Origin of the sequence: Microbacterium pasadenense (assembly GCF_047246565.1) — a bacterium.
Taxonomy (GTDB): domain Bacteria; phylum Actinomycetota; class Actinomycetes; order Actinomycetales; family Microbacteriaceae; genus Microbacterium.
In genome coordinates this window covers 91,175-108,303 of sequence record NZ_JBFOKN010000002.1, presented here as the reverse complement: position 1 = coordinate 108,303, position 17,129 = coordinate 91,175, and the positions used below count along the sequence as shown (strand labels likewise).

General features: G+C 73.4%; 16 protein-coding genes. 4 read left to right on the top strand and 12 right to left on the bottom strand.

Features of this window, described 5'->3' with window-relative positions; genetic code table 11:
- The first annotated feature begins 20 nt into the window (after positions 1 to 20).
- A complete protein-coding gene (locus AB3M83_RS06600; RefSeq protein WP_412946207.1) occupies positions 21 to 1,586 on the top strand; it encodes a stealth family protein in 1,566 nt (521 codons plus the stop codon).
- Here AB3M83_RS06600 and AB3M83_RS06595 read toward each other — a convergent pair.
- Together AB3M83_RS06595 and rsmA are read right to left on the bottom strand one after the other, a co-directional pair.
- On the bottom strand, positions 1,546 to 2,454 hold the full coding sequence (locus AB3M83_RS06595) for a phosphodiesterase (protein ID WP_412946205.1): 909 nt from the start codon (positions 2,452 to 2,454) through the stop codon (positions 1,546 to 1,548). The two genes, AB3M83_RS06600 and AB3M83_RS06595, sit on opposite strands and share 41 nt — an antisense overlap.
- Positions 2,455 to 2,618: 164 nt before the next feature.
- Positions 2,619 to 3,458, bottom strand: a complete 840-nt coding sequence (rsmA, locus tag AB3M83_RS06590) for a 16S rRNA (adenine(1518)-N(6)/adenine(1519)-N(6))-dimethyltransferase RsmA (protein WP_412946203.1) — start codon at positions 3,456 to 3,458, stop codon at positions 2,619 to 2,621.
- Positions 3,459 to 3,583: 125 nt separating this feature from the next.
- On the opposite strand from rsmA, the gene AB3M83_RS06585 reads away from it, so the two are divergent.
- Entirely contained in the window at positions 3,584 to 3,868 is a 285-nt protein-coding gene (locus AB3M83_RS06585; protein WP_412946200.1) for a putative quinol monooxygenase, read from the top strand.
- A 25-nt stretch (positions 3,869 to 3,893) separates the two neighbouring features.
- On the opposite strand, the gene hemL is transcribed toward AB3M83_RS06585, so the two are convergent.
- The 8 genes from hemL to hemE are packed head-to-tail and all read right to left on the bottom strand — an operon-like array spanning position 3,894 to position 12,207.
- Complete coding sequence (hemL, locus tag AB3M83_RS06580) at positions 3,894 to 5,198, bottom strand: glutamate-1-semialdehyde 2,1-aminomutase (RefSeq protein ID WP_412946198.1); 1,305 nt, start codon at positions 5,196 to 5,198, stop codon at positions 3,894 to 3,896.
- The gene (hemB, locus tag AB3M83_RS06575; RefSeq protein ID WP_412946195.1) at positions 5,195 to 6,190 is read right to left on the bottom strand and encodes a porphobilinogen synthase; all 996 of its coding nucleotides are present in this window, start codon (positions 6,188 to 6,190) and stop codon (positions 5,195 to 5,197) included. The genes hemL and hemB overlap by 4 nt, the downstream gene beginning before the upstream one ends.
- Positions 6,187 to 6,963, bottom strand: a complete 777-nt coding sequence (locus tag AB3M83_RS06570) for a uroporphyrinogen-III synthase (RefSeq protein ID WP_412946193.1) — start codon at positions 6,961 to 6,963, stop codon at positions 6,187 to 6,189. The genes hemB and AB3M83_RS06570 overlap by 4 nt, the downstream gene beginning before the upstream one ends.
- Positions 6,960 to 7,877 carry a hydroxymethylbilane synthase gene (hemC, locus tag AB3M83_RS06565; protein ID WP_412946190.1) on the bottom strand — a complete coding sequence of 306 codons (918 nt, stop codon included), beginning with the start codon at positions 7,875 to 7,877 and terminating at the stop codon, positions 6,960 to 6,962. Before hemC ends, AB3M83_RS06570 begins: the two co-directional genes overlap by 4 nt.
- Positions 7,874 to 9,106, bottom strand: coding sequence for a ferrochelatase (locus AB3M83_RS06560; protein ID WP_412946188.1), 1,233 nt, complete (start codon positions 9,104 to 9,106; stop codon positions 7,874 to 7,876). Before AB3M83_RS06560 ends, hemC begins: the two co-directional genes overlap by 4 nt.
- The gene (gene hemQ / locus AB3M83_RS06555) at positions 9,103 to 9,789 is read right to left on the bottom strand and encodes a hydrogen peroxide-dependent heme synthase (RefSeq protein WP_412946185.1); all 687 of its coding nucleotides are present in this window, start codon (positions 9,787 to 9,789) and stop codon (positions 9,103 to 9,105) included. Before hemQ ends, AB3M83_RS06560 begins: the two co-directional genes overlap by 4 nt.
- Positions 9,779 to 11,143, bottom strand: a complete 1,365-nt coding sequence (locus AB3M83_RS06550) for a protoporphyrinogen/coproporphyrinogen oxidase (protein WP_412946182.1) — start codon at positions 11,141 to 11,143, stop codon at positions 9,779 to 9,781. The genes hemQ and AB3M83_RS06550 overlap by 11 nt, the downstream gene beginning before the upstream one ends.
- Positions 11,140 to 12,207 (bottom strand): uroporphyrinogen decarboxylase, encoded by a 1,068-nt coding sequence (hemE, locus tag AB3M83_RS06545; RefSeq protein WP_412947826.1) that lies wholly within the window; start codon positions 12,205 to 12,207, stop codon positions 11,140 to 11,142. The genes AB3M83_RS06550 and hemE overlap by 4 nt, the downstream gene beginning before the upstream one ends.
- Before the next feature lie 113 nt (positions 12,208 to 12,320).
- Between hemE and AB3M83_RS06540 the strand changes: the two genes are divergently transcribed.
- Together AB3M83_RS06540 and AB3M83_RS06535 are read left to right on the top strand one after the other, a co-directional pair.
- Positions 12,321 to 13,595: a glutamyl-tRNA reductase gene (locus AB3M83_RS06540; protein ID WP_412946179.1), complete on the top strand. Its 1,275-nt coding sequence runs from the start codon at positions 12,321 to 12,323 to the stop codon at positions 13,593 to 13,595.
- Positions 13,592 to 14,656, top strand: coding sequence for a LacI family DNA-binding transcriptional regulator (locus AB3M83_RS06535; RefSeq protein ID WP_412946177.1), 1,065 nt, complete (start codon positions 13,592 to 13,594; stop codon positions 14,654 to 14,656). The genes AB3M83_RS06540 and AB3M83_RS06535 overlap by 4 nt, the downstream gene beginning before the upstream one ends.
- Here the strand turns inward: AB3M83_RS06535 and AB3M83_RS06530 are convergent.
- Together AB3M83_RS06530 and metG are read right to left on the bottom strand one after the other, a co-directional pair.
- On the bottom strand, positions 14,596 to 15,519 hold the full coding sequence (locus tag AB3M83_RS06530; RefSeq protein ID WP_412946174.1) for a TatD family hydrolase: 924 nt from the start codon (positions 15,517 to 15,519) through the stop codon (positions 14,596 to 14,598). The two genes, AB3M83_RS06535 and AB3M83_RS06530, sit on opposite strands and share 61 nt — an antisense overlap.
- Entirely contained in the window at positions 15,516 to 17,084 is a 1,569-nt protein-coding gene (gene metG, locus AB3M83_RS06525; protein ID WP_412946171.1) for a methionine--tRNA ligase, read from the bottom strand. Before metG ends, AB3M83_RS06530 begins: the two co-directional genes overlap by 4 nt.
- Between the last annotated feature and the right edge of the window lie 45 nt (positions 17,085 to 17,129).

Here is a 17,129-nt window from a genome sequence, read left to right as displayed (position 1 = left end):
ACCCACCCATAAGGAGAGATATGGCGCGACTGACCGCACTGCCGTCCGACGGCGGATCGTGGACGAGACTCCTCGAACGCGACGACATCGCCTTGCACGGCGGCGTGCTGCATCTGCGCCATGACGACATCACGCCCGAGCAGGCGCGCATCGACGACCTGCTCCTGATCGCCGATGTGCTCGACGCCGCCGGCATCCGGCACCTCCTCATCCGCTCCGCGGGCGCCCCCGGCCTCGTCGTGGATCTCGCCGACCGTGACGCCGCGCTCGCGGCGCTCGCCGCGCGGTGCGCGCGCGAGCCGCTGTACGCCAAGCCGAAGGGCGGCACGACCGTGCCCCTCGCGGAGTACCGCACGAGCTCGGACCGCCCGTCGACGCTGCGGGTGTTCCGGCCGCGGCTGGCCGGTGCGCTGCGCTACGGCGCGGGCACGGCCGTCCGGGTGGAGTTCTGGCGCTTCGGCGAGGAGCTCGTCGAGGCGCCGAACGCCAACGATCTGACGCGTCGACTCATCCCCACCGAGGACGTCGACCGTGTCACCGTGGACCGGCACGGCCGCACCTGGCAGACGCTGCGCGGCATGTTCGACCCGCACCCGGGCGAGATCACGTTCGACATCGACATGGTGTTCTCGTGGGTCGACGGCTCGTCGAGCGACTTCCAGCGTCAGCGCGCGGCTCAGCTCTCTGAGTACGTCGTCGGCGAAGGCGACGACGGCCCGGCCCGCTACCGGCACGTCGACGAGCTGCGCTATGCGCTCCGGAGCGTCAACATGTACGCCCCGTGGGTGCGGCGCATCTTCATCGCCACCGACTCCCCCGCCCCGGCGTGGCTCCTCGACCACCCCAAGGTGACCATCGTCCGGAGCGAGGAGTTCTTCGCCGACACGTCGGTGCTGCCGACCCACAACTCCCACGCGGTCGAGGCGCAGCTGCACCGCATCGACGGCCTGGCCGAGCACTTCCTGTACTCGAACGACGACATGTTCTTCGGCCGTCCCGTCTCGCCCGAGCTGTTCTTCTCCCCCGCCGGGATCTCGTCGTTCGTCGAATGCGACGTCCGCATCGGCACCGGACCGAACCGCGTGGCGCGCAGCGGCCACGACAACGCGCTGCGCCGCAACCGCGACCTCCTCGAGGAGCGCTTCGGCCGGGTGATCGTGCGCGATCTGGAGCATTCCGCCGCGCCGCTGCGCCGCAGCGTCATGTTCGAGCTCGAGGAGCAGTTCCCCGACGAGATCGCCCGGACGGCGGCATCCCGCTTCCGCTCGGCGACCGACGTCTCGGTCACGAACTGCCTGTACCACTACTACGCGATGTTCACCGGGCGCGCGATTGCGTCGACGGCGCCCGAGGTGCGGTACTTCCAGACGACGCAGGCGGCCTCGCTGCGGCGGATGGACCGGCTGTCGGAGCGTCGCGACGTCGACATGTTCTGCCTCAACGACGGCGGCGATGCCGAGGTGCCCGAGCCGGTGCGGGTGCAGGCCGTCACCGCGCTCCTCGAGCGGCTGTTCCCGGTGCGGGCCCCCTGGGAGGATCCCGCGGTCAGCGCAGTGCCGACACGGGCCGTCGAACGGCACGCGTGACGGCGACCCCCGCCCGCTCCAGCCGGCGCTGAGCCTCGTCGGGGTCGATGTACTCGAGCGTCTTCGCCGGCGTGATCGGGACGACCGAGTGGACGACCGTGTCGTCGTAGACGTGCACGAGGTTGTAGGCCTGCGCGGCATCCTGCGGCCGCGTGCCGCCGACGGGCACCGTCAGATCCTGCGCGTAGCAGGTCGATGACGCGACCGACACCGGGATGCCGGCGAACGTCGCGAACGTCGAGTAGTGCAGGTGCCCGGCGATGATGGCGCGGACATCGGTGCCGCGGAGGACGTCGGCGAGGCGGCGCTGGTCGCGCAGCTCGACGCTCGCCGCGAGCGGCAGGACACTCGGAACCGGCGGGTGGTGCATCGCCAGGATCGTTCCGAGCGGCGCGGGCGTGGCGAGGACGTCGCGCAGCCAGGCGAGCTGGGCATCGCCGATCTCGCCGTGGTGGCGACCCGGCACGCTCGAATCGAGCGTCACGACGCGCAGACCGTCGAGCTCGTCGACGCGGTCGTATGGGGCGCTCGGGTCGGCGGGCGCCTCATCGAGGAGCCGCGCGCGGAACGCGGGCCGATCGTCGTGATTGCCCATCACCCACAGCAGCCTCGCGCCGAGGCGGTCGGCGAACGGCTCGACGAGCTCCCGGAGCATGTCGTAGGCGGCCGCTTCGCCGAGGTCGACGAGGTCGCCGGTGAAGACGACGGCGTCGGGGGCGATCCCGCTCGCCTCGATCCCCGCGAGAGCCGTGGCGAGCAGGGCCGCGCCGTCGACACGGTTGAACAGCTGCGGGCCGGGGGCGCGCAGGTGCGTATCGCTGAGGTGGAGCAGGACCCGTTCGGCGGCGGGGTGTTCCGCGCGGCGCATGAGGACTTCTTCCGTCGTTCCGAGCACATCAGGTCGCGCCCGTCTGACCAGAATGTTACCGGCATGTTTCGGGACGGGGCGGTGAACGACGCGCGAACATCCGCCGAACCGTTCGGAGACGGATGCCGCATGCCCTCCTCCGCATGCGGTCGGCGCGCAGCGGCTCAGGCCGACGCGATGCGGACGAAATCCTCGATCGTCAGGTCTTCGCCACGGGCCGTGGGCGCGACGCCGGCCCGTTCGAGGACGGCGCTCGCCTCGGCCGACGACCCGCCGAGGACGCTCGAGAGCGCCTGACGCAGCATCTTGCGGCGCTGCTGGAACGCGGCGTCAACGATGGCGAACGTGCGGCGGCGTTCGTCCTCGGACCCGCGGGGCTCGGCATCCCGCTCGAACCCGACCAGCACGCTGTCGACGTTCGGAACGGGCCAGAACACCTGTCGCGAGACCGTCCCGGCGAGCCGCCACCGGCCGTACCAGGCGGCTTTCACGCTCGGAGCGCCGTAGGTCTTCGATCCGGGCGGTGCGGCGAGCCGCTCTCCCACCTCGGCCTGGACCATGACCACGCCGCGCTCGAGGCTCGGGAAGGTCTCCATGAAGTGCAGCAGCACCGGGACGCTGACGTTGTAGGGCAGGTTCGCGACGAGGACGTTCGGGTCGCCGGGGAGTTCGGTGACGCGGAGCGCGTCGTTGTCGACGACCGTGAGCGCGCCCTCGGGGACGCCGTGCGCGGCCGCGGTCGCCGGAAGGCGCTCCGCGAGCCGGTGGTCGATCTCGACGGCCGTGACCGGCGCCCCCGTCTCGAGGATCGCGAGGGTGAGCGAGCCGAGGCCGGGCCCCACCTCGACGACGCGGTCGGATGCCGTGACCTTCGCGGCCGTCACGATCTTGCGCACGGTGTTCGCGTCGACGACGAAGTTCTGGCCCAGCTTCTTGGTCGGGGTGACGTCGAGGTCGGCGGCGAGCGCGCGGATCTCGGCGGCGCCGAGCAGGGAGACAAGCATGAGGACCAGCCTAGTTGGGCGGGGTCGGGGCCACCGTCGGCGATGGCGGGCTCGCGCACCGGACGCGGCCGACCGGACGCGGCCGCGCGCCGCCCGCGGCGCCGCTGCGGCCGTAGGGTTGGCGAGTGAGCGAGATCCACCTGACCGGGCACCTGGTGTGCCGCACCTCGGACGAGGTCGCGACCGTCGCGGCGCACCTGCCCGAACACACGCGCCGCACGCGCGCCGAGGCCGGATGCCTGCACTTCGAGGTCGGTTCGACGGCCGACCCGCTGGTGTGGTCCGTCCAGGAGCGGTTCGCGGACGAGGAGTCGTTCCGGGCGCATCAGGAACGGGTCGCGGACAGCGAGTGGGGCCGGCGCACCGCGGGCATCGAGCGCCGCTACTCGGTGGCCGGCCTCACGCGCTGACGCGCTGCCGCCGGAGGAGCGGGCCTCACCCGGCCGCGGCCCGCGCCGCCGCCGGCAGGGCTGCGGCGATCCGGTCCAGGGCCGCGTCGTCGTGGGCCGCGGTCAGGAACCACGCCTCGAACGCGGACGGCGGAAGGTTGACGCCCGCCGCCAGCATCGCGTGGAAGAACCGCCCGTAGGCGGCGGCATCCTGCGTCGTCGCCGTCGCGTAGTCCGGGACTCCCCCGGCGACGCTCTCGCCGAAGAAGATGCTGAACAGGGTTCCCGCCCACTGCACGACGTGCGGGACGCCGGCCTCGGTGAGCGCAGCGGATGCCGCATCGGCGACGGCGTGCGCCGCCGCATCCAGCCGGGCGTACACCGCGTCGTCGGCGTGCGTCAGGGTCGCGAGGCCCGCCGCGACGGCCACCGGGTTCCCGGACAGCGTCCCCGCCTGGTAGACCGGACCGGTCGGGGCCAGCAGGTCCATGATCGATGCGCGACCGGCGACCGCGGCCACCGGCAGCCCGCCGCCGATGACCTTGCCGAACGTCACGAGGTCCGGGACCACGTCCTCCCCCGCGGCCGCCAGCACGCCGGCGTAGCCGGACCACGACGACCGGAACCCGGTCAGCACCTCGTCGCTGATGAGCAGCGCGCCCTCGCGGTGCGCCACCTCGGCGAGGAACGCGGTGAACCCGGGTGCCGGCGGCACGACGCCCATGTTGGCGCCGGCGGCCTCGGTGATGATCGCGGCGATCCGGCCCGGGTGCGCGGCGAACACCTCCTCGACGGCGGCGGTGTCGTTGTAGCCGATGACGAGCGTCTGCGCCGCCACGGGCGCGGGGACGCCGGCCGAACCGGGCAGCGCCAGGGTCGCGAGCCCCGACCCCGCCTGCGCGAGCAGTCCGTCGGAGTGGCCGTGGTAGTGCCCGGCGAACTTGATGAGCAGATCACGCCCGGTCGCGGCCCGCGCGAGGCGGATCGCCGTCATCGTCGCCTCGGTTCCCGTCGACACCAGCCGGATCTTCTCCGCCGCGGGGACGCGCCGGCGGATCTCCTCCGCGAGCTCGGTCTCGGCGGACGTCGGCGCACCGAACGACAGGCCGCGACGCGCAGCCGCCACGACGGCGTCGACGACGGCCGGGTGGGAGTGCCCGAGCAGCGCCGGACCCCAGCTCGCGACGAGGTCCACGTAGTCGCGGCCGTCGGCATCCGTCACGTACGCGCCCTGTGCCGACACCATGAACCGCGGCGTGCCCCCGACCGAGCCGTAGGCGCGGACGGGCGAGTCCACCCCGCCGGGGATGACCTCCTGGGCGCGGGCGAACAGGTCTGCGTTGCGGCTCATGCGAGCTCCTTCCCGTCGCGCAGCCACTGCGCGACCTCGACGGCCCAGTAGGTGAGGATGACGTCGGCGCCGGCGCGACGGATGCCGAGCAGGCTCTCGCCGATCGCGCGGTCCCGGTCGATCAGGCCGGCCGCCGCGGCGTGCTCGATCATCGCGTACTCGCCCGACACCTGGTAGGCCCAGACGGGGACGGCGGACCGGTCGGCGACGCGGTTGAGGACGTCGAGGTACGGCATGGCGGGCTTCACCATGACGACGTCGGCGCCTTCGTCGACGTCGAGGAGCGCCTCCTCGATGCCCTCGCGACTGTTGGCGGGATCCATCTGGTAGGAACGGCGATCCCCCTGCAGCGTCGACTCGACGGCGTCGCGGAACGGGCCGTAGAACGCGGACGCGTACTTCGCCGAGTAGGCGAGGATCGCGACGTGCGCGAAGCCCTCGGCGTCGAGCGCCGTCCGCACCGCCTCGACCTGGCCGTCCATCATCCCCGACAGGCCCAGCAGGTCCGCGCCGGCACGCGCCTGCGCGAGGCCCATCGCGGCGTAGCGCGGCAGCGTCGCGTCGTTGTCGACGGAGCCGTCCGCGGCCAGCACGCCGCAGTGGCCGTGATCGGTGAACTCGTCGAGGCACAGGTCGGCCTGGATCGTGAGACGCCCGGCCGCGGCGGACGCCGCCACCGCGATCGCGCGGTTCAGGATGCCGTCCGGATCGGTCGCGCCACTGCCGACGGCATCGCGCACGGCCGGGATGCCGAAGAGCATGATGCCGCCGATGCCGGCCCGCGCCGCCTCGTCGACGACGTCCGCCAGCGTCTCGATCGGGTGCTGCGACACTCCGGGCATGCTCGCGATCGGCTGCGACTCGGTGATGCCCTCCTTCACGAACACGGGGAGGACGAGCTGGGAGGGCGCGAGGTGGTGCTCGGCGGACAGGCGGCGCAGCGCCAGCGTGCCGCGCAGCCGGCGGAGGCGACGAGTGGGGAACGCGGTCATGAGGATCCTTCCGGGGAACGGGCGTCGATCTCGGCGATCAGCGCATCGATGCTCTGGGTGCGTGCCGTGTGGCCGACGGTGAAGCCCAGGCCTTCGCCGTCGCGCGTGGTGCCCGGGCCGATGGAGGCCACGAGCGTCCGTGCCGGCAGCGGCCCGACCTGGCGGCGCAGCTCGCGCCCGACGCTCAGCGACGTCAGCAGAACGACGTCGATGGCCCCCGAGCGCAGGTCGGCGACGATCTGCGGGTCGAGGTCGACGCCCACCGTGCGGTAGCCGATGCAGACGTCGACGGCGAAGCCGCGCACCTCGAGCTCGTCGCTCACAACGGCCTGGGCGAGGTCGCTGCGGACGACCAGCGAGCGCCCGGTGGTGCGCGGGTCGCGTCCCGTGCACCACTGCGTGATCATCGCGGTCGCCGAGGCCGCGCCGGACGGGACGAACTCGACCTCCCAGCCGGCGTCGGCGACCGCGCGAGCGGTGGCGCGTCCGACGGCGGCGATCCGCGTCGTGGCGGGCACGTCGACGCCGTGGGTGCGCAGCTGCTCGATGCTCGCCGCGCTGGTGACGAACAGCCACGCGTACTCCCCGGCCGCGAGCGCGGCGAACGAGCGGTCGCGCGCGACGATGTCACGGGGCGGCGCCGAGCCGATGAGGGGCGCGACCACGGGTTCCGCTCCGCGCGCCCGCAGGTCGGCGCGGACGCGCTCGCCCCACGCGCCGCTCCGCGGCACGAGCACGCGCGCGCCGCGGAGGGCGCCGGCGGCCACCGTCATCGGGAGTATCCGGCGAGGTCGGAGAGATCGGCCGCTCCGCCGGCGAGCAGCTCCGCGACGACGTCGGACGACGCGGCCGCGATGTCGATGTCGCCGGTGAGCCGGCGTTCGGCGGTGACCGAGCGGCGCCCGTCCTCGGAGTACACGGCGGCCACGAGGTCGACGGCGTCCCCGCTCGGGACGGCGTCGATCGCGACGGGCGCCGCGCAGCCCGCCTCGAGCCGGTGCAGGATCGCGCGCTCGAGGGTCGCCGCGAGCGCCGTCTCGGCGTCCTCGATGAGCGCGACCACCTCGGCGACGGCGGCGTCGCCCTCGCGGATCTCGACGGCCAGCGCACCCTGCGCGGCAGAGGTCGGCCACGGCAGCACGTCCGTGATGGCGGACTCCCGGCCGATGCGGCGCAGTCCCGCCTCGGCGAGCACGATCGCGTCGAACTCGCCCGAGGCGACCCGCCCGAGCCGACTGTCGACGTTGCCGCGGATCCCGCCGACGATCAGGTCGGGACGCCGCTGCAGCAGCTGCGCCACCCGACGCGGCGATCCGGTGCCGACCCGCGCGCCCTCGGGGAGAGTCTCGAGGGTGAGGCCGTCCCGCGCGCAGAGGACGTCGTGCTGCGATGCGCGCACGGGCACGGCGCCCACGACGATGCCGGGGAACCGCGCCGTCGGCAGGTCCTTCATCGAGTGCACGAGCAGATCGCACTCGTCGCGGAGGAGCGCGTCGCGGAGCGCGGTGGCGAAGACGCCCGTGCCGCCCATCTGGGCGAGCGGACCGCTCGTGACGTCGCCCTCGCTCGTGATGCGGACGAGTTCGACCTCGCGGCCGGATGCCGCCGCGAGCGCGTCCGCGACGTGCTGCGACTGGGTCGTGGCGAGCAGGCTCGCACGCGTGCCGAGCCGGAGCGCGGCGCTCACGGTGCCACCCCCGCGAGGGCCGGCTGGAAGCCGAGCCGCTTGTTCTCGCAGCATCCCGGACGGCAGACGTCGTACCAGGGACCGAGGTCGGTGACGGCGGGGCGCTCGGCGACGGGCGTCCCGTTCAGTCGCTCCTCGACGAGGTCGACCAGGCCGCCGACGTAGGCCGGGTGCGTCCCGGGCGTGGCGGTGCGGATGCCGACGAGTCCGAGCTCCGCCGCTGTCTCGAGCGCCTCGGTGTCGAGGTCCCACATGACCTCCATGTGGTCGCTGACGAAGCCGAGCGGCACGATGAGGACGGCCTTCCGGCCGCGGACGGGGAGGTCCTGCATGGCGTCGTTGATGTCGGGCTCGAGCCACGGCACGGACGGCGGACCGGACCGGCTCTGGAACACGAGCTGCCACGAGCTCGGGATACCGAGCTGCGTCATGATCTCCGCGGCGACGGCGGTGTGCTGGGCGACGTAGGCGCCGCCGGCACCCAGCCCGCGCTCGGGCGGGCCCGAGCGGTCGGCGTCGGAGTTCGGGATCGAGTGCGTCGAGAACAGGATCTCGACGTCGTTCTCGAGGTCGGTGATGCCTCTGCCGGCGAGCTCGGCGACCGCCCCGCGGAGGCTCTCCACGAACGGGGCGACGAAGCCCGGGTGGTCGAAGAACTGGCGCACCTTGTCGATCTGCACCGCCCGCTGCAGCCCGGTCGCCTCGACGGCGTCCGCGAGGTCCTCGCGGTACTGCCGGCACGACGAGTACGAGCTGTACGCACTCGTCGCGATCGCGAGCAGCCGCGTGCGGCCGTCCGCGTGCGCGGCCTCGACGGCATCCGTCACGTACGGCATCCAGTTGCGGTTGCCCCAGTAGACGGGCAGGTCGAGGCCCCGCGCCGAGAGCTCGGCGTCGAGCGCCGCCTTCAGCTCTCGGTTGTGCTCGTTGATGGGCGAGACCCCGCCGAAGTGCCGGTAGTGGTGCGCGACCTCCTCGAGGCGCTCGTCGGGGATGCCGCGACCCGCGGTCACGTTCCGCAGGAACGGGATGACGTCGTCCTGGCCCTCGGGCCCGCCGAAGCCGAGCAGGAGGATGCCGTCGTAGGGCGTCGGCGTCGAGACGTGCGGCTCGCCGGCGCAGGTGGCATCCGTCGCGTTGGGGACGGCGCAGCCGGCCGCGGTCACGGTTCCGGACGCGCGCGGCGGCTTCGGCCGGAAGCCGTCGGCGCCGATGTTCTGCGCGCTCACGAGAGCACCTCCGCGAGCTCGGCGAGCTCGATGCGGCGCCCAGTGTAGAACGGGACCTCTTCGCGCACGTGACGGCGCGCGTCGGTCGCTCGCAGGTCGCGCATCATGTCGACGAGACTCGTCAGCTCGTCGCTCTCGAGCGGCAGCAGCCACTCGTAGTCGCTCAGCCCGAACGTCGACACGGTGTTCGCGATGACGTCGCGGAACGCGGCGCCCTTCCGGCCGTGCTCGGCGAGCATGCGCGAGCGCTCCTCCTCGGGGAGCAGGTACCACTCGTAGCTGCGCACGAACGGGTACAGGCACAGCCAGTCGCGGGCGTGCTCGCCGCGCAGGTAGCCCGGGACGTGCCGCTTGTTGAACTCCGCGTCGCGGTGCACGCCCATGGCGCTCCACACGCTCGTGAAGGCGGCCAGCGCGCTCGTGCGCCGCAGCGCGCGGAGCGCCTTCTGCAGCGCCGCCGCGTCCTCGCCGTGGAGCCACACCATGAGGTCCGCCTCGGCGCGCATGCCGGTCACGTCGTAGAGCCCGCGCAGCGTGACGCCCGCATCGGCGAGCGAGTCGACGACCGACCCGAGCTCGGTGAGGTCGCCGGCGGTCGGTCCGGCCGTGCGGGGCCGGGGCCCGGCGAGGATCGCGAACAGGGTGTAGCCGAGGCCGGGGGCTGACGTGTCGTCAGCGGACATGGCGTGCTCCTTCGTGGGGGGTGGGGTGTGCGATGAGATCTGCGGCGAGCGCCCGCGCGTGCGGGATCACCGAGGCGAGCCCGGTTCCGGCGGCGACGGCGCCGGCGAGACGGATGCCGCGATCGGCGGCCGCCCGGGTGAGCGCGATGCGGGTGGCGGGCGGGCAGACCGCATCCGGCCACGTCACGGCGGTGAGCGACCGGACGGCCCCCGGGGACACGGCGACGCCGGTGAGGGTGCGGACGGCGCGGGCGACCGCCGCGGGCGTGTCGAGCCCGCCGGCGACGCCGTCCCGCGCGGACAGCCGGACGACCGACGTGCCGGCGGGCAGCGCCGCCGCGGCCCACTCCCACTTCGCATCGACGTGGGTGAGCGCCTTCGCGGGGGTGTCGACGTCGGGCGCGACGATGACGCCCGAGCCGACCGGTGCCGCGGCGAGGCGGGGCGCGGTGATCTCGGCGACGGTGAGTCGCACCGGGGCGGCGGGCGCGACGTCGACGCCGAGGAGGCGGGCGGCGGCGGCCGGCCCCGTCGCGACGACGACGTTCCGCGTGGGCAGCGTCTCGCCGTCGACCACGACGAGCGTGCCGCCGGCGGTGGAGCGGATCTCGCGCACGGCCGTGCCGGTGCGGATCACCGCGCCGGCACGGAGCGCCACGGCCTGCAGCTCCGCGGCGAGGCGCCAGAGGCCCCCCTCGATGCCGCGCACGGCTGAGCCGGCGCGGGTGGCCGGGGCGAGGGCGTCGACCGCCGCGGTCAGCGAGCCGCGCTCCGCGAACTCGGCCCACAGCGCCGGGTGCAGCGCGGACAGCCGCACGGACGCCGCATCCTGCGAGTACACGCTGCGGCACAGCGGCTCGACCAGCCGGGTGGTCACGGCGGCGCCATAGCGCAGGGTCGCGAGGTCGGCGAGGGACGGCTCCGCGCCGGCGACCGCGGCCAGGGACCGCTCCTGCGCGGCCCGGCGGGTACCGGCACGCCCGAGGATGCGGGCGACGTCGGGAGCGGCCGGGTCGGCGGGCAGCCCGATGAGCGCGCGGCGCGGCAGCGGCGCGCGCCGCGTGCGACCCAGCGCGCCGCGGTACGCGAGATGCGCTCCCGCGGGCTTCGGCGGGGCGAACTGCACCGGCAGGCGGGCGTCGGCGACGAGGTCGACGACCCCCGAGGTGCGGGTCGCGAACGACTCGGCCCCGAGGTCGACGTCCACGCCCGCGACGGTGCCGCGCCGCAGCATCCCGCCCGTCTCGTCGCCCGTTTCGCAGACGACGACGTCGAGGCCCGCGCGAGCCGCCTCCCACGCGATGGTGAGCCCGGCGACGCCGCCGCCGATCACCACGAGGTCGTGCGTGGTCACCGCGCCCGCCAGTCGTGGACGGTCCGCACGACCGCGGAGATCGCGTCGGGGTCGGCGTCCATCGGCACGCCGTGGCCCAGGTTGAAGACGTGCGCGCGTGCGGCGCGGCCGGCCGTGAGGATCTCGTGCACGGCGGCGGTCCGCACCGGCTCGGGCGCGTAGAGCATCGCGGGGTCCAGGTTGCCCTGGAGCGTCAGGTCGCGACCGATGCGGGCACGGGCGACGTCGAGGGGCACGCGATAGTCGACGCCCAGCGCGTCGATGTCGGCGCTCGCCATGTCCGCGAGGATCTCGCCGGTGCCGACGCCGAAGTGCACGAGCGGCAGGCGGTCGACGCCCTCGGGCAGCGGCAGCGAGCGGGCGTGCGCGAGGGCGGCGACGGATGCCGGCAGCACCGACGACCGGTAGTCGGCCGGGCTCAGCCCCCCGGCCCACGAGTCGAACAGCTGCCCGGCGCTCGCGCCCGCCTCGATCTGCAGGGCGAGGAAGCGCCCCGTCACCTCGGCGAGCCACGAGGTGAGGTCGCGCCACGCGGGCGCGTCCTCGTGGATGAGCCGGCGTGCCGCCATGTGGTCCTTGGACGGCCCGCCTTCGACGAGGTACGCGGCCAGCGTGAAGGGGGCGCCGGCGAATCCGATAAGCGGGATCGGCTCGCCGCGCTCGTCGGAGAGGTCGGCGAGCATCGCCGTCGTGCGGCCGACGGCGTCGGCCACGGCGCCGCCGCGCTCGACGACGAGCGCCGGGTCGATGGCGACGGTCGCGGCGATGTCCGCCGCCGTCCGGAGCGGCTTCGAGAACACCGGACCGCGGCCCGGCGCGATCTCGACATCGATGCCGACGAGCGCGAGCGGCACGATGATGTCGCTGAAGAAGATGGCCGCGTCGACGCCGTGGCGGCGGACCGGCTGCATCGTGATCTCGCTCGCCAGCGCGGGGTCGAGGCAGGCTTCGAGCATCGTTCCCCGCGAGCGCAGCGCGCGGTATTCCGGCAGCGACCGACCGGCCTGACGCATGAACCAGACCGGCGTGATCTCGGGGCGATCCCCGAGCAGTGCACGGACCAGACGCGACTGCGCGGTGCCGGAGGCGATGAGGGGGTGGCTGGGGCCGGGAATGATGAACTCCTCGAATCGGTTAATCGATATACTAGACCGGATCCGAGGGGGTTCTCCGCACTGTGCTCGTCTGCCTGACCGCTCATCAGCGCTCCACGCCGTTCGACTCGCTCGAGCGTCTCTCGACCGTCGGCGACGACCTCGCGACCCAGCTCTCCGACGTCCACGACTCCGTCCGAGGCGCCGTCGTCCTCGCGACCTGCAATCGCTTCGAGGCGTACTTCGACATCGCCGAGGACGCCGAGCTGGCATCGCCCATCCCGGCGATGGATGCGGCGATGGAGGCCATCGCCGATGCCGCGCAGATGCCGTACCGGTCGCTTCGCGACAACGTCGACTTCGCGCACGGCAACCAGGTCGCCCACCACCTCTTCTCGGTCGCCTCCGGTCTCGATTCGGTCGCCGTCGGCGAGGACGAGATCGCCGGCCAGGTGCGCCGCGCGCTCGAGTCCGCCCGTGAGCACGGCGTGACCACCGCGCCGCTCGAGCACCTGTTCCAGCGGGCCACCGAGACCAGCCGCACCGTGAAGAACACGACGCGGCTCGGCGAATCCGGCCGGTCGCTCGTCCGGCTCGCCGTCGACCTCGTGTCGCCGCGCATCGACGACTGGGCCCGCGCCCACGTGCTGCTGGTCGGCACCGGCCGCTACGCCGCCGCCGCACTCGCCGCCCTGCGCGCCGTCGGCGCGGAGGACATCCGCGTCCACTCCCGGTCGGGCCGGCAGCGCTTCGCGAACCGCGAGGGCCTCGTGCACGTCACGACGGAGGACTACGCCGCCGAGGCGGCGCGGGCGGACATCGTGGTGACCTGCACCGCGACCGCCGACACCTTCGCCCTCCGTGCCGCCGAGCACGCCGCCGCACGCGGGGACGGCACCCGCCCGCAGGTCATCATCGACCTGGGTCTGCCCCGCAACGTCGATCCCGACGTCGCCCTCCTGCCGGGCGTCGACCTGCTCGACCTCGAGACCATCCGCCTGCACGCGCCCGTGGACGAGGCGGTCACGGTCGGCCAGGCCCGCGAGATCGTCGCGACGGCCGCCCAGCGGCACGCCGCCGCCCGTCGCGTCCACGAGGTGGCCCCGTCGGTCGTCGACCTGCGGTCGTTCATCACCGGCGTCCTGGACGACGAGCTCACCCGCGCCCGGCGTCGAGGCGATTCCCCCGAGGTCGAGACCGCCCTCCGCCACTTCTCCGGCGTCGTCATGCACCACCTGATCGCGCGCGGCCACACGCTCGCCTCCTCGGGCTCGGGCACCGCGTGGGCCGACGCGATCCGCCTCGTCGTGCCCGAGCCGACCGGCACCGCCGCGGACGACGAGGGCGAACGGGCATGAGCCCGAGCGTCACGCTGAAGGACATCGCGCGCGCCACCGGCGTGTCGACGGCGGCCATCAGCCAGGCGCTCAACGACCGCGGCAGCCTGCGTCCCGAGACCCGCGCCCGCATCAAGGCGGTCGCCGCCGAGCTCGGGTACGTTCCCAACCGGCACGCCGCCGCGCTGCGCAGCGGCCGGACGATGACGGTCGGCTTCGTGATGGCCGACGACGAGCTGCCCCGCCGGGAGGAGCTCGAGCGCGCCCGGAAGCTGTCCTCGCTCGTCCACGCGTCCGCCGAGCACGGGTTCACCGTCACCGTGCTCACGGCGTCGAACCCCGACCTCCTCGCGGGGACCCACCTCGATGCGCTGTACGTGCCCGACGCCCGCAAGAGCCAGCCGATCCTCCGCGCGGCCATGGCCCGCGGCATCCCGATCGTCGCCGACGATCAGTTCGTCGACGGGACGCAGGGCCTCAGCATCCGCACCGGGTACGACGTCGCCGTGCGGGCGGGGCTCGACGCCCTCGTGGCGGCGGGCGCGCGGCGCATCCTGTTCCTCACCGAGGACGGGTCCCACCCGCGCGACGAGATCGGCCGCACCGCGTTCGAGGTGTGGCGCGCCGTGCACGGCCGGGGCGCCCTGATCCGGAGCGTCGATCCGACGCGTCGCAATCTCCCCCGCGTGCTCAGTGACGCCCTCGCGCAGGGCGCGGACGCCGTCTTCGCGGGAGCCGAGGACGGGCCCGACGTGTACCTGCAGCTCGAGGAGATGAAGCTCGTCATCCCGCGCGACGTCCAGCTCGTCGCGCTGTGCTCGAGTGACTGCGCGATGAACCGCCGTCTCGGGGTGACGCACGTGTGCGTGCGGCCGGACCTCGCGGCGGCCGCGATGTTCGCGACGCTGCCCGCCGCGCTCCTCGACGACGGCCCGCGCGTCGTCGACCTGCCGTGGGAGCTGGTCCCCGGAGCGACGACCCGTCCGGTGCTCGCCCCGGCGGCGCCCGCGAAGAACGCCATTCAGCCTGCGACGGCCGCCGCGGGGTCGGCCGAGTCCGGCCCCTCCTCGAACGCGCCGTAGACCTCGAGCGTGTTCTGCGCCAGCTGCGCGCACAGCTCGTCGACCTCCACGCCCAGCTCGGCGGCCATGAACCGCACCGTCACCGGGACGAGATAGGGCGCATTCGGCCGGCCGCGGTGCGGCGTCGGCGTGAGGAACGGCGCATCCGTCTCGACGAGGATGCGGTCGCGCGGCGTCACGGCCAGCGCCTCGCGCAGGTTCTGCGCGTTCTTGAACGTCACATTGCCCGCGAAGCTCAGCCAGTAGCCGCGCTCGGCGCTGTAGCGGGCCATGTCGGCGTCGCCCGAGAAGCAGTGGAAGACGGTCCGCTCCGGCGCGCCGACGCGCTCGAGCGTCTCGAGGACCGCGGTGTGCGCCTCGCGGTCGTGGATCTGCATTGCGATGCCGTGCCTCTTCGCGATCGCGATGTGCGCCTCGAAGCTCTCGAACTGCGCGGCCAGGCCGTCCTCGCCGGTCCGGAAGAAGTCGAGACCGGTCTCGCCAACCGCCCGCACCCGCGGCTGCGCCGCCAGCTCGTCGATGACGGCGATCGCCTCGCCGAGACGGCCGGCCGCGGCGTACGCGGGCGCCTCGTTCGGGTGGATGGCGACGGCGGCGAGAACCCGGGGCGAGGACGCCGCCGCCCACGCGGACCAGCGCGAGGACTCGATGTCACCGCCGGCCTGCACGACGCCGAGGACGCCGACGGATGCCGCGAGCTCCAGCTGCTCCTCGAGCGAGCGCGGCTCGTCGCCGTCCTCGATCTCGAGGTGCGCGTGGTTGTCGTAGACCGGAATGGTGAGCGCGTCGGGCGGTGCGGGCCATCGGACGTCGCGGGCGGACTGCTCGCGCTGGCGGGTGTAGGCGCTGGGGTCGGTCGTCATGCGGACTGCTCGACGCGGGGGAACAGCGGAGCGAGAGAGCTCACCTGCGTCCCGGCGGGGAGCTGACCCCACGTGCCCGCCTCGCGGAGGGGCTGCTGGTCGAGCGCACCGGGCGCGCCGAGCGCCGTCCAGAGCTTCTGCGTCGAGGTCGGCATGACCGGCGAGAGCAGCACCGCGAGGGCGCGCAGACCCTCGGCGGCCGTGTAGAGGACGGTCGAGAGCCGATCGCGGGTGGCCTCGTCCTTCGCGAGCACCCAGGGCTCGTTCTCCGTGATGTAGCCGTTGAGCTCGTCGACGATGGTCCAGATCGCGTCGATCGCCTCGTCGGGCCGGAAGGCCGTCATCGCCGCGTCGGCGGCGGCCGCGGCATCCGCCACCGTCCGCTGCACGTGCAGGTCGATCTCGGCGGCCTCCCCCGCCGGCGGCACGACCCCCTGGAAGTAGCGCTCGATCATCGCGATCGTGCGCGAGGCGAGGTTGCCGAAGCCGTTGGCGAGCTCCGCCTGGTACCGGGCGGAGAGGTCCTCCCACGAGAACGAGCCGTCCTGGCCGAACGAGATCGCCGACAGGAAGTAGAACCGGTAGGCATCCGCGCCGAAGACGTCGGTGATCTCGGTCGGCGCGATGCCGGTGAGCTTCGACTTCGACATCTTCTCGCCGCCGACCAGCAGCCAGCCGTGCGCGAAGATGCCGCGGGGCACCTCGAGCCCGGCGGCCATCAGCATCGCCGGCCAGATGACGGCGTGGAAGCGCAGGATGTCCTTGCCGACCACGTGGTACGCCGGCCAGCGGCGGTCGAACTGCTCCGGGTCGGTGCCGTAGCCGACCGCCGTCGCGTAGTTGAGCAGGGCGTCGACCCAGACGTAGATGACGTGGGTGTCGTCCCACGGCACCCGGATGCCCCAGTCGAACGCCGACCGGGAGATCGACAGGTCCTTCAGACCGCTCTTCACGAACGAGACGACCTCGTTGCGCGCCGAATCCGGCCGGACGAAGTCGGGCTGGGTCTTGTAGAGCTCGAGCAGCCGGTCCTGGAACTCGCTGAGCTTGAAGAAGTAGTTCTTCTCCTGCAGCAGCTCCAGCGGCTTCGAGTGGATGGCGCAGACCTTGAGGCCTTCGAACGGGCCGGCGCCGTCGACGATCTCCGCCTCGGGCTTGAACTCCTCGCACCCGACGCAGTACAGCGCCTCGTACTCGCCGGCGTAGATGTAGCCGCTGTCGTAGAGCGCCTGCACGAACTTCTGCACGCGCTCCTCGTGACGCGGCTGCGTGGTCCGGATGAAGTCGTCGTTGGCGACCTCGAGGGTCTCCAGCAGCGGGAACCAGGACTCCTCCACGAGCTTGTCGACCCATTCCTGCGGCGTCACGCCGTTGGCGCTCGCGGCGCGGAGCATCTTCTGGCCGTGCTCGTCGGTGCCGGTCAGCATCCAGGTGTCGTCACCGGCCTGCCGGTGCCAGCGCGCGAGGGTGTCCACCGCCACCGTCGTGTACCCGTGCCCGATGTGGGGCAGATCGCTCGGGTAGTAGATGGGGGTGGTGATGTAGAAGGAGCCGCCGGAAGTCACCCTGGAATCCTACGTGGGACGGCGGCTCCCCCGCGGCCTGTGACG

Excerpts from the sequence above, each read along its gene's own strand:
- AB3M83_RS06595 (WP_412946205.1), bottom strand. The coding sequence starts at position 2,454 with ATGCGCCGCGCGGAACACCCCGCCGCCGAACGGGTCCTGCTCCACCTC.
- AB3M83_RS06530 (WP_412946174.1), bottom strand. The coding sequence starts at position 15,519 with ATGACGACCGACCCCAGCGCCTACACCCGCCAGCGCGAGCAGTCCGCC.
- hemB (WP_412946195.1), bottom strand. The coding sequence starts at position 6,190 with ATGACCGCGTTCCCCACTCGTCGCCTCCGCCGGCTGCGCGGCACGCTG.
- AB3M83_RS06570 (WP_412946193.1), bottom strand. The coding sequence starts at position 6,963 with ATGACGGTGGCCGCCGGCGCCCTCCGCGGCGCGCGCGTGCTCGTGCCG.
- hemL (WP_412946198.1), bottom strand. The coding sequence starts at position 5,198 with ATGAGCCGCAACGCAGACCTGTTCGCCCGCGCCCAGGAGGTCATCCCC.
- AB3M83_RS06600 (WP_412946207.1), top strand. The coding sequence starts at position 21 with ATGGCGCGACTGACCGCACTGCCGTCCGACGGCGGATCGTGGACGAGA.
- hemQ (WP_412946185.1), bottom strand. The coding sequence starts at position 9,789 with ATGTCCGCTGACGACACGTCAGCCCCCGGCCTCGGCTACACCCTGTTC.
- rsmA (WP_412946203.1), bottom strand. The coding sequence starts at position 3,458 with ATGCTTGTCTCCCTGCTCGGCGCCGCCGAGATCCGCGCGCTCGCCGCC.
- AB3M83_RS06535 (WP_412946177.1), top strand. The coding sequence starts at position 13,592 with ATGAGCCCGAGCGTCACGCTGAAGGACATCGCGCGCGCCACCGGCGTG.